This window comes from Stieleria varia (genome assembly GCF_038443385.1).
GTDB classification, from domain to species: Bacteria; Planctomycetota; Planctomycetia; order Pirellulales; family Pirellulaceae; genus Stieleria; species Stieleria varia.
Genome location: NZ_CP151726.1, coordinates 560,302 through 572,654 on the forward strand (window position 1 = coordinate 560,302; position 12,353 = coordinate 572,654).

Here is a 12,353-nt window from a genome sequence, read left to right on the forward strand (position 1 = left end):
GACCTGACGGCCAGCGGCTCAGGACGAGATTGCGAGTCCTGATGCACGGGACTCGTGACCTCGTCCACTACGAAATGCGTCACTTATTGATTGGGCTTTGCCTACTTGCCGTCCCAGAAATCCAGGACGCGGACTTTGTCCAGGACCGGTTGGAGGACTTCGACAAATGCCAAGTGGTCCTTGTGGGGCAAGTAGGTTTCACGTCCTTCTTCGCTGTCAAACGTGACCAGGAAACAATGCGTGAATCCTTCGTCGTGCTTCTCGGGGCTGTTGTTTTTGCCCCATTCAAAGGCTTTGATCGTGTCGATCTTGGAGGGCAACGCGGCAAAGGCTTCTTCGACTTTGGCAACAGCCTCCGGATCGGCGTCGTCTTTGAACTTAAAGAACACGGCGTGTTGGAGAGGCTTGTCGATCTTGGGTTGCTCGGTATCTCCCCAATAATCGATCACGAATACTTTGGCCATGTGGGGACGCAACACGTCGCCGAACGCTTTGTGTGCCGGGTGGGGCAAGTACGTCTCACGTCCCGCTTCGTCCGCAAAGGTCAACAAGAAACAGTGAGTGAATCCGTCATCCAAGCCTTCGGGGCTGTTGTTGGTGCCCCATTGAAAATCGATGATCTCCGGCACCTTTTCGGGCAAGGCCTCGAATGCCTGCACGACGCCGTTGATGTCGTCCTCCGTCGCGGTCTCCTTGAATCCAAAGAACACGGCGTGACGCAACAAGCCGGTGCGGGGGGGCTCGGCGGCGGCTTGATCGTCGGTCACAGTGGTTTCGCTGGGGGTTTCGCTGGAGGATTCGTTCACGGGCTCGGTCGTGGTTTGGGTTTCTGTTGTCGCATCCGGCGTCGTGCCGCTCGGTTCGACTTCTGGTTTTTGGCAGCCGGCCAGGACAGCGATCATACACAGCAGGAGCGGCAGCATCGGTTTGGAAAACCACGCTCCGTGGCGGACGTGAAACGACATGAGGTCAAAATCCAATTGGAGGTAAGGGGGGGCAAAACGGTGGGCGGCGTGATGCCTGGTGGTGGAGTGCACTGCCCGGCAGCAGGCCAGATTCTATCAAGATCGTCGCACGTTGTTCAGATGGAGGCGTTGTCGTTCAGCTGGAAGAGTTGTTGCTGGGCGCGGTCATGGCAGAAAAACGGCGTTCCCCTTACCCTTGTGGGCTGACGTTCCCTTCCGCTCGCCCTCACAACCAAGCCCCGTATCCTTTGATGAAAACGATTCGGTCGTTCATATCGGTCCCGCTCGCCCCGCTGATCACCGCGGGTGCGGCCAAGCTGATCAAGAAGCTCAAGCCGTTTGACGAGGGCATCAAATGGGTGCCGCTAGACAACTTTCACCTGACGCTCAAATTCTTGGGTGAAGTCGACAACACCGAGGTTCCCACGATCTGCAATCGCTTGCGAGAGATCGCAGAAGACTACGATCCCTTTGAACTGTCGTTCGCCGGGATGCGGGCCATGCCCAGTGGGCAGCGACCGCGGATTTTGAGCGTCAAGGTCGCCGACGAATCCGGCAGTCTGGTTCAATTGGTCGGCGAATTGGAAACCTCAATGGCCGACCTGGGATTCAAACAAGAGCCGCGGGACTACGTTCCCCACCTGACCCTGGGGCGCACACGCAGCAACACGCGGCGTGTGTCTGAGGCGGTGATCGCGGAAATGGAGCGTCTGGGCGACTATCACTTGGGCGAACAGGTCGTCGATGAAATCCAATTGATGGCGAGTTTTTTGGATAAAGGCGGGCCGACTTACCAAACCATGGACACGATCGAGTTGTGATTCTGAGTCGAAATCTCGACAGCCTGCTAGCCCGGATTATTCACGCGACCCACTACGGTCTTCGCAATACGTTTGCACGAAACGGTTTGCGCGTATTGGTGCGAAAACAGTCTGCGCATATGAGCCGCCACGCGATAGCGTCCGGTTCTCACGCCTATACTCGGGAACCGGACGCTATCGCGTGCCGGCTGATGAATAATCCGGGCTCGGTCGGCCCGCTTGGATATAGAATGGTTCGCATGGATTCCACGATACGTAGCGATCTGATCGATGCACCGGCGACACCCTCGCTCGGGCGTTCGACGCTGCTCGAGGCGGTCAAGCGTGGTCAGCTCGGTCCGTTGTCTCCGGGTGTAGTCGCACTCGTCACGCTGGTCCTGATTGTGGCGACCCTGTACGTCGGTTGGTCGGTCCGTCAAGCGATGCGAAGTCTGATCCGAGATTCGATCTCGACCGTGTTGGCGGCAAACGTCGCGGCACTGGAGCTGTGGCTGGGTGAGCAAGCCGACACGGTAGAGCGGCTGTCACAGGATCGACGATTCGAACCATGGCTGAATCAAGTCATCGCGTCCTCCGGCGACGTGGACAGCAACGATGCACCGCAACTGCTCACTCAAGAAGTCTCTGACTTGGGATACGAGGGCTGGGCATTGCTCAACGCCTCGGGGAGAGTCCTGGCAAGCAATCAAACGGATGCGATCGGCAAGCAATTCGATTTGCCGCGAGAAACGGTTGTCAAGCTGGGCGAAGGTTTGCAGGTAATCTCACAACCGTTCGAGGTCTTGGGGGCAATCACACCTGAACCTACGATCGAAAATAAACCGCAATCGCCGGAAATTGGCTCGCCCGAGGTCATCATGTGCGCCCTGTCACCGCTGCGTCAGGGCATGCAGTTGCAGGGTATCTTGGCATTGATCATCGATCCCTCACAACAGTTTTCTCAAATCTTGAGCGTTGCCCGGATCGGTGGCAGCGGAGAGACCTACGCGTTCGACAGTCGCGCGGTGCTGTTGTCACGCAGCCGATTTGAAATCCAGTTGAGACAAGCTGGATTGCTGAAAGACAACCAATCCAGTCCGCTCAGCGTTCACGTCCGTGATCCTGGTGTCGATATTCGCAATCAGGCACTCGACAACCCCAATCCACAATCGTGGCCAATGACGCTGATGGCTGATCACGCAACACGTGGTGGAACGGGGGACAATGTCGTCGGATACAACGACTACCGCGGCGTACCCGTGATCGGAGTGTGGCGATGGTTGCCCAAGTACGGGATCGGCGTGACGACGGAACTGGACGTGGACGAAGCCTACGCGCCAATGAGCGTGTTTCGCAATTCTTTCCTCGCCTTGCTGGCGTTGGTGCTGATCTCCAGCGGCAGCATGCTGGCCTTGGCATCGGTATTGCGCCGATTGGACAAGTCCAACGATCCTCAATACGGCATCTCACGCCGCCTGGGACAATACGAGTTGGGTCAAAAGATCGGACGCGGCGGCATGGGACTTGTCTACCGTGGTCAACACCGCGTGCTGAAACGAGACGTCGCGATCAAAGTGCTTGAGTACACCGAGGCAACCGAGCGGTCGTTGGCCAGGTTTCAACGCGAAGTTCGCTTGACCGCACAGTTGCAGCATCCCAACACGATCAGCATCTATGATTGCGGGCAAACTCCCGAAGGCACTTTCTTCTACGTCATGGAACTGATCGACGGGATCTCGTTGCAGCAGTTGGTCGACTACTACGGACGACAGCCGGCCGAACGCGTGATCTATTTGTTGATTCAGGTCTGCGATTCGATCGCAGAAGCCCACGCGTCGGGGATGGTTCACCGCGACATCAAACCGGCGAACATCTTGCTCGCCTCTCGCGCGGGTCAACACGATTTGATCAAGGTCTTGGATTTTGGACTGGCCAAGCAGATCGATCACGAGACGATGCAGTTGACGCGAGCCGAATCATTGACCGGCACACCGCTGTACATGTCACCCGAATCGGTACGTGACGCTTCATTGGCCAGTCAACAAAGCGACATCTACTCCATCGGTTCGGTCGGCTACATGTTGCTGACCGCGTTGGCGCCGTTTGCGGGAGACTCGTCGGCGGATATCTGCGCCAAGAAGCTGCACGAGGACCCGATCCCGCCTGCGAAACGGCTTGCCGGCGATTTTCCGGACGATTTGGTTGAGATCCTGATGCAATGCTTACACCGCGATCCAGAGAAGCGGCCACAATCGGCGAGGGAGCTGGCACGTCGGCTCTCTCGATGCAAAAACAGCCCGCATTGGAGACAAGGCGACGCCGCGTTATGGTGGCGTGAAGTCTTCGACGGGCCCACACTGGACGATATGAGTGCGCTCATTGACGACCAAGGCTCCAATGACCAACCCAGGGATGATCGCCTTAGAGGTCATCATGTTGGAGAAACTGCACGACGACCACATGACACGGCGGTCAACGAGCTGGTTCATGCAGTTGCGATCAAACACAATGAACCGACGCCCAGAGTGTGAATGCTCCCTGAGGCTACCCGCAAAACAAATCCCCCCACTGTATCCCCATCCCCGCTGGAATCCCCATGTTTGGTTTCGGTCGCGAATCCAAGAAACCGCCGATCGACTGGCTGAGACTGCTGGCGTTGCTGGAAGACGACGACCAACGGGCAGCGGTTGTGCGTTTGTTTCCGGATGAGGGACGAGAAAGTTATCTGACGGCGCTCAAGCGGATGGATCCGCAACTGGCACAGGACGTGACCGCATTGGGGCGGCAAGTTTTTAACAGTATCAAATTGGCCGAGTATCCCACGCTCGCCGTTGCCGGAATGCTCAACAGCGGCAAGACGAGTTTGGTCGCTTCTTTCCTCAGCCCGGCTGGTCGAGCCAGAACCTTGCGCGGCAGCGGCAACGGCCAAGGTACCCATCGCTTTGTCCTCTGGTTGCCCAGTCAGTGGCGTCAAGATGCGGAGCTGTGGAATCTGCTGCTGGCTGACTTCGGCGACGCCGTCGGTCATCCACCTGAGTTGTTGGCCGAAACGCCTGAAGCGGCTCACGCCCAGTACAACAATCGCATCGGCGATGAATCTGCTATCTCGGTGCCGCTGGTCGCTACTGACGACGCGCTCAATGAGTTGGGCGTTGGTTTGCTGGATTGCCCAGACATCGTTTCCGATGCGGCATTCGGTTTGGGCTCTCCCGAGACTCGTCGCGAATTGCTCGGACGAGCATCGACATTCTGCTCCGCTTTCTTGGTCGTCTCCTCTGCGCAGTCCTGTCGCGACGTCACGCTCGGCGATTTATTGCGCATTGCCGCGGATTTGATGCCCGGCATCCCACGCTTGTTGGCCGTCAACCAAATCCGCCCACCACAAACGCCGGATGAAGTCTTGGAGACGTTTGGTCCGCTGGCTGAGAAGCACGGCATCGACAAGATCTTTGCGGCATACGATTTCGATGTGCCAGCGAGCGCTCCGTTCATTCCCAAACGGGATACCGGACTGACTTGGGAAATGAGCGGCGAGGGAGCAGGCGGCGGGGGATCTGGCGGCGGGGCAGCAGACGGCCAGGCGGAACAGTTGCCGATCTTCTTTTCACTTTCCCAAAACGCAGACGACAATCCGCCCGCCGAGATCTCTGACAACCGTTTGTTGATCCATTTGCCCGCGCAGTTGGATCGCTCCAATGCATCCGAGCGATTTTTAAGTGGTCGTCAACAGGCTTTGCGTCGGGTCATCTGGGAGCAAGGCTACCCGGCAATCACCAAGAACGTCGATGAATCCGTTGAGCGAACTCAGCGGGCTCGGGAATGCTTGCTGAAGGTCGCAACGGAAGTGTTCACGCACACGGCGCCCGGAGGCGAGATCAAAGAGTTGCGGATGCACCAGAGTGAGCGAATCTTGCGACAACTGTCGGAGTCGTTTTGCGAAACCGCGCCGTGGTACGCGCGGTGGGGAGTCCGGGTCAACACGTTCATCAGTGGCAAAGTCAAAGGCGCAAGTGACGTGATCCGACGCTGGGCACCGTCGGCGATCGCGCAAAGGTTCGCCGACGAGATGCGTGAGAAACTGCGTCGCGGCGAAGTCGGCCGGTTGATCAGTGCCGAGCAGTTGTCCGATCGGATTTCGGCCTACGGTGGCCCGATGGTGTTGTCCAATTGGTTTGACGCCAGGGGAAACGAAAAAGATGCAAAGGCATGGCACGCCGCACTGGGCACCGCGATCGAGCGTTTCGAACATGATGACTTCACCGTCCTGGATCCCAAGCGTCTGGACGACGCCGTGCGTCAGATGTGGAAAGAAGTCCCGATGAGCAAGAAAATGGTTGCCGGACTCACTCCGCTGGCTGCCAGCTTGGCCGCCTTTGGCAGCGTCATGATGCTGCCCATCGATGGCGGAGCGACGGTGCTGGCGGCCGCATCGATTCCCGAGCTTTTTGCCGCCGCCGGTTTGACGGCGATGGCCGCGATGTGGTCGGGCGGCCAGAACACGCGTATGATCGGCCGACAAGCCGCTTCCCAGCAACTGGCGGACTTTCACGCGGTATTGTGTGATACCCTGGGTGTCGCACGCAACAAGCAGTCGCCCGACATCCGAGTCGGTGGCGCCAAATTGACGTTGCCCCAGCCCACTGCTCCCGTCAAAACATCTGCCAACGGGACGATTCCCCTGTATCGCGTGGGCGATTCCTTTGTCAAAGAGTTGCAGGCAATGCTACCACGCTGATCGTGGCGACCATTTTGACGCCGACGTCACACCGGTCCTTATTCATCATCATTTCACCAGCATCACGCCAAACTGTCTGGCTCACTCGTGTCCGAATCATTTTCGCCCTCTGATCCCGCCACGCTGGCCACCGACAATCATGTCGGTGCGTCGGCGCCGGGCGACCAGTTCTTGCGACGCGTGCGTCAATCCGCGACGACGGTACTGGGTGACAGCCAGACGGGTCGCGAAGTCCTGGAGTTGTGCGACGAGCACGCCGAGGCGCGGAAGATGATTTTGCAGGATCGCAGTGCCGGCGCAACGGTGATCGCGGTCGTCGGCGCGACCGGCCAAGGAAAATCTTGGTTGATTCAGCAACTCGTTCGCCGATCACCCATCGCCGCGTCCATTCAAAGCGGCAACAACTTGGATCAGGCCACAGAAAAACTGGTTTGGATCGGCCCGCGTGCCCCCGCCGATTTGGACTCGCGGCACGAACGGTTCCTGCACTGCGACAGCGGTTCGATGGAGCCGATCGGCGTACCGTACTTGATCGTGGACGCTCCGGGGGCGACGGACGATCGACGCGGTATCGTCGCTGTTGCCTCTCGCGCGCTGTCGCTGGCGTCGGTTTTATTGCTGGTCGTCCGTCGCGATCAAATCCGTGCCGAGACCGTCAGTGCCATCGCCCATGCCAGCGAAGGCACGATCGTTGTGCCGGTGATCAACGCGATCCGACAACATGATTCGCAACTCTCCGCCGACGTTGATTCGTTGGCGGCTCAGTTGCGGCATGCGGCACCGGCCAGTGTCGTGGTCAACCCGATCTTGGTCGACGACTTTCAGCTCGCGTCGCGTGACGAAGAATCCGTTGGTTCGGACGCCGCGCGACGGATCGCCATCGCGTTACAGATGCAACTGGGGAATTCTTGGGAAGGAGACCGGCGAAAGAGCACTCGACTGGCGGCACTGGACGGACGTTTTCGCGCGGCGCTGAGCAACTTACTGGAAGGCCAATTGCCCGGTTTGACGCATGCGGTGGGGCGACTCAACGCCGAGGCGACCAAGTTGCCCGGCGAAGTCGCTGAAACGTTGATCGGTACCAGCGGCCCCATGCGTGCCGCGATCCGATCACGCCTGCGACTTTCCCTGCTCGGTCAAACCGCCGCCCTCTGGTTCCCCTATCGTACGCAACTCGGGCTGCTGAACCTGACGCACGGCGCGTGGGACCGTGTGCTGCTGTCACTCTCGGGATCATTGCCGTCGCTGGTCAGTACGGTTTGGAGCAGCACCAAACAGTTGACGTCCGATCGAAATGCCAACGATGAAATGAGAGACGGATTGCAGCGACGCGGCAAGGCAGCCGTGACCGATCGTCTTGGACCGCTGGCGGCACGATTTCGCGAAGAACTGTTGATGCTGCAAAATCGCGGCGGCCAGGTTGTACGCTCCAGCGAAGCCCCGGCGGTCTCTCAGTTGGCTTACTTGTCAGGCATCGATGCGTTGCAAGAGGCATCACAAGAGATCTTTGACAGCGAAACCGATCGCGTCGCCATTTCACGAGGCGGAGCGGTATTCGCCGCTCTGTTGGGAACGCTGGTGTTCTGGTCGATCATGGCGGGGCCGATCGTTTCCTTGTACCGAGAATACTTCGAAGCCAGCTATGCCACCCTGACGGGATCGGGCGCGACGTTGGAAACGTTTCCCAAACCCGAGTTCGCGCTCATCCTGACCAGCCTGATCCTGTCGATCTTGCCGACCGCCGTGATCGCCATGTTTGCGATTTCATCGGCGCAGTCCTCTGGACGAGTCCGCAAGGCGGAGGAAAGCATTCGACGACGTCATCACGAATCCATCGAGCATCTGCAACGCAACGGCGTCCTGCAACTGCGTTGGGATGACCCGCTGCTGGCCGATGCCGAGTTTCTGGTTTCCGCCGGGACAGAGAATCAACCATTGCCAGATCAACCGACGGATCAACCGACGGATCAACCGACGGATCAACCGACGGATCAACCGACGGAGCGAACATGAGATTGAAAATCGGATCGGGCATCGCACTGTTCGCCCAAACGAATGCAGCATCACCGACCGGCGGCACACCCAGTGCCCCATCGTCTGGCTTTTTGGACATCATCCTCAGCGGAGGAATCACGGGCGCGACGATCCTGCTGGTGCTGGTGGCGTTGAGCATTGCGGCAGCCTATCTGGTGTTTGATCAAGTCATGACGTTGCGACGCAGTGAGGTCTTGCCCGAAGGAGTCAGTGAAGCGGTTCGGCAGGCCTTGTTGACCGGCCGGATTCCCGAAGCCGATGCGGCGTGCAGACGGTCGCCAAGCGTGTTGAGTGTGGTTGTCCTGGCCGGGCTCAATGAAATGGATTTCGGTTGGCGTGAAGTCGAGAAAGCAGTCGAAGACTGTTTGGCCGACCAAGCCGCACGCTTGATGCGACGCGTGGAGTACCTTTCGGTGATCGGCAACATCGCGCCGATGGTCGGGCTGCTGGGAACCGTGACCGGGATGATCTTTGCCTTTCAACAAGTCGCGACCACGCGGGGCGCCGCCGGCGCGGGCGATTTGGCCGAAGGAATTTATCAAGCGTTGGTGACCACCGTCGGCGGGTTGATCGTCGCCATCCCGTCCTTGGCTGCTTACGCCGTGTGTCGAAACAAAGTCGACGCGTTGATCGCCGACATCGCCTTTCAAACCCAACACGCCTTGATGCCGATCAAACGTCGACCGACCAAGTCACGCGGGACTCATTTGGCGCAAGCGGCCGCCTCCCCAACTCCGGTTGCACAAAAACAACCTCCACAAGCCGTCGCGCCCAAGCCACCCGCAACACCCGCTCCAGCTCCCGTTCGCCGACCACCTCCCACGCAAGGATGAGAGAGATGCAGATGGTTCGCCTGTTCCTGATCAGCTCGGCTTGTTTGGTACTGCTCAATATCGATGCGGTTCACCACTCTCTGGCTGCGGACCCGCCGCCGGTATTGCCGGGCGAGTTGCCGAAGTTTCAACCGCCGCCCCGCCCTCCAGCGTCACAGCAGTTGGACGTGCTGCAACGCGCGTTGGATGGAGACCCCAACGCGGCCTCCGGCGACCCGATGTTCGACGACCTGCTCGAAATGATCCGGCGAGGTGGCGGCAGCGTTCTGAACGGGTCTGCTTTGGAAACCATCCCAGATTCCATCACCGATGGTCACTCAGAGTTTCACGCGGATTCTCACGGGATGACCGAAGACGCTGGAAATGATGCGGACCAGCGAGCACACGCCGCGGAAGCCCTGCTGAGGGCGGCACGTTTGCTGAAAAAAGTACCAGAAAATGACCCGCAAGCCATCAAATCCAGAGACATTTTGGTGAACGATATGCGTCGCCAAGCGGTACGACTATTATCGCAGACACTCGATACACCGCCGCGGTGAGACCACGCATCAACCCCAACCCTCGCTCCAACTTGTCGCGTCCCATCAACTCTCGTCAAAAACTCTGGCTGTCAGTCACCGCGATCGTGGTGATCATCGCTGGTGCAGTGTTTGCAGATTACTGGTCTGCCGAACCCGCCGACATCTCGCTCGGGTTCGTCGGGCGAGACGCCTGCGTTGATTGCCATCAAACCGAGACGCAAACCTTCATCGGGTCGGATCACGACAAAGCCATGGACTTGGCGACCGAGGAAACGGTCCTCGGTGATTTCAACGATGTCACGTTTGAGCACGACGGAATCGTCAGCCGCCTGTATCGAGACGGCGAGCGATTCATGATCAACACCGAAGGTCCCACCGGAGAGATGGAGGACTTTCACGTCAAGTACGTGTTCGGCGTTAGCCCGCTGCAACAATACATGGTGGAATTTGATCGTCCCGACGACATGCCGGAAAACGAAATCAGCCGTGTGCAAGTCTTGCGGATCAGTTGGGACACGCTCAAGGGAGAGTGGTTTTACCTCCGCCCACCAGACGTCACCGACAAACTTGAGCCCGACGACCAATTGCACTGGACCGGCATCGCCCAACGCTGGCAAACGATGTGCGCCGACTGTCACTCGACCAATCTGAAAAGCAATTTTGATCCGGCATCGAATCGGTACCACACAACGTTTTCAGAAATGGATGTCAGTTGTGAGTCTTGTCATGGGCCGGGCAGTCTGCATATCCAACTCGCCAACAAACGATCTCTGTTCTGGGATCGACGTCATGGCTATGGACTGGCGAAACTGAAAGGGGAGGACCCCAAACCACAACTCGATACCTGTGCGCCCTGCCATAGTCGACGCAGTGTGATGGACAACGATTTTCTTGCCGGCAATGAGTACTGCAATTTCTATCAATTGGAACTGCTCAGGCCGGAAACCTATCACGGCGATGGGCAAATCAAAGACGAAGTCTACGTGTATGGCTCGTTCATTCAGAGCAAGATGTATCACAAGGGAATTCGCTGTACCGATTGCCACGATCCACACTCGTTGAAACTAAAACATCCGGGCAATGAGACCTGCACCTCTTGTCATCAACACGCGGCGGGTAAGTACGACGTGCCCTCGCATCATCACCACGCCCCCGGAACCGCCGGAGCGATGTGCGTGAACTGCCACATGCCCCACACCACGTACATGGAAGTCGACGCGAGACGCGACCATAGTTTACGAATCCCACGCCCAGACTTGTCGGTCCAGCTCGGAACTCCTAATGCGTGCAGTCATTGCCACGTCAAAGATCAATTGAAGGATTTGAAACCAGAGGTTCAGGCGGAGTTTGGCAATCAAGAGTATTCCAAATGGCTGTTGGCAGCAGAGCAAGGCAACCAGGCGATCGCGGATGCCATCAAAGCGTCCGATCTTTGGTGCGATCAAGCATGTGATCAGTGGTACGGCGCTGAGCGAAAACGGCCGTACCATTTCGCAGAAGCTCTCGTGCCGTTTCGACGCGGTGATCCCGAGTCCGCCCAAGGAATGCTGGAACTGATCGCGCGAGACGACGGTGTCACGCCAGCGATCGCCCGGGCGACGGCGATCAGTGAATTGGCTGGCTCTCGCAACAATGCGCTTCGAGAACAAGCAGAACGCATCGCTGAAAACGTCAACGAAAGCCCGATCCTCCGTGCCGCCGCAGTTCAGGTGTTCGCTTCGATCTCACCCGCGCTTGCCAAACCGGTCTTGCTGCCGTTGCTGGACGATGAATCTCGATTGGTTCGCTCCGAAGCCGCACGAACCCTGCTGTCCTCGCGTTCGTTTGCCGGATTGACGGAGTTGGAACGCGGACGATTGGAGCGCGCACTGGAGGAAGTCAAAGACGGGCTGATGGTGGCCGACGATCGCAGCGGCGCACACATGAGCTGGGCCATGATTTGCGAACAACTGGGACGGATCCAGGAAGCAGTCGACTCCTACGAAACCGCCATCCGCATCGAACCCACCGTCACCGGCCCGCGAACCAACTACGCCGCATTGCTGGAACGAATCGTCGGGCAAGCCGCACCCAATACGGCGCAGAACTATCTCGCCAAAGCACAATCGCTTCGCAAAGAAGAGTTACCCTTGTTGGCACGCGACGCAGGGCTGGCACCCGACAACGCGGCGTTGCAGTACCGCTACGGACTGGCGTTGTATCTGAACGGTCAGATGCAGGAGGCCAAAGAAAGACTGGAGCGTGCCGTCGAACTGGAACCCGATGTGCCTGATTTTCAATTGGCCCTGAAACTTCTCAACGAGAAACTGCAATCGCAGTGACCTAAATCGCGAAACGTGCCCCGTCGTGGGGCAGGTTTTCAACCTGCCGAGTGAATGTAGGTCATGCTGTGCATGACGAAATCCGGTATGTCAGTCTCTACGCTTGGTCGCTTCAATTCGTAAAACTCCCAGCAACATCCGACG

At 58.2% G+C, this 12,353-nt stretch carries 8 protein-coding genes; 7 read left to right on the forward strand and 1 reads right to left on the reverse strand.

Annotated features, from left to right (window positions below; genetic code table 11):
- Nucleotides 1-101: 101 nt before the first annotated feature.
- Nucleotides 102-965, reverse strand: coding sequence for a Dabb family protein (locus tag Pla52nx_RS02055; protein WP_231741645.1), 864 nt, complete (start codon nt 963-965; stop codon nt 102-104).
- Between the two features lie 251 nt (nt 966-1,216).
- On the opposite strand from Pla52nx_RS02055, the gene thpR reads away from it, so the two are divergent.
- From thpR to Pla52nx_RS02090, 7 genes are all read left to right on the forward strand, one after another.
- The gene (gene thpR / locus Pla52nx_RS02060; protein WP_146518048.1) at nt 1,217-1,786 is read left to right on the forward strand and encodes an RNA 2',3'-cyclic phosphodiesterase; all 570 of its coding nucleotides are present in this window, start codon (nt 1,217-1,219) and stop codon (nt 1,784-1,786) included.
- A 239-nt stretch (nt 1,787-2,025) separates the two neighbouring features.
- On the forward strand, nt 2,026-4,296 hold the full coding sequence (locus Pla52nx_RS02065; RefSeq protein WP_197454215.1) for a serine/threonine-protein kinase: 2,271 nt from the start codon (nt 2,026-2,028) through the stop codon (nt 4,294-4,296).
- 65 nt (nt 4,297-4,361) lie between these two features.
- Entirely contained in the window at nt 4,362-6,500 is a 2,139-nt protein-coding gene (locus tag Pla52nx_RS02070; protein WP_146518050.1) for a hypothetical protein, read from the forward strand.
- A gap of 87 nt (nt 6,501-6,587) precedes the next feature.
- Nucleotides 6,588-8,513: a PT domain-containing protein gene (locus tag Pla52nx_RS02075; protein WP_231741646.1), complete on the forward strand. Its 1,926-nt coding sequence runs from the start codon at nt 6,588-6,590 to the stop codon at nt 8,511-8,513.
- The gene (locus tag Pla52nx_RS02080) at nt 8,510-9,367 is read left to right on the forward strand and encodes a MotA/TolQ/ExbB proton channel family protein (protein ID WP_146518051.1); all 858 of its coding nucleotides are present in this window, start codon (nt 8,510-8,512) and stop codon (nt 9,365-9,367) included. The genes Pla52nx_RS02075 and Pla52nx_RS02080 overlap by 4 nt, the downstream gene beginning before the upstream one ends.
- Nucleotides 9,368-9,372: 5 nt before the next feature.
- Nucleotides 9,373-9,906 carry a hypothetical protein gene (locus Pla52nx_RS02085; protein WP_146518052.1) on the forward strand — a complete coding sequence of 178 codons (534 nt, stop codon included), beginning with the start codon at nt 9,373-9,375 and terminating at the stop codon, nt 9,904-9,906.
- Nucleotides 9,903-12,209: a multiheme c-type cytochrome gene (locus Pla52nx_RS02090; protein ID WP_315854990.1), complete on the forward strand. Its 2,307-nt coding sequence runs from the start codon at nt 9,903-9,905 to the stop codon at nt 12,207-12,209. The genes Pla52nx_RS02085 and Pla52nx_RS02090 overlap by 4 nt, the downstream gene beginning before the upstream one ends.
- Nucleotides 12,210-12,353 lie beyond the last annotated feature (144 nt).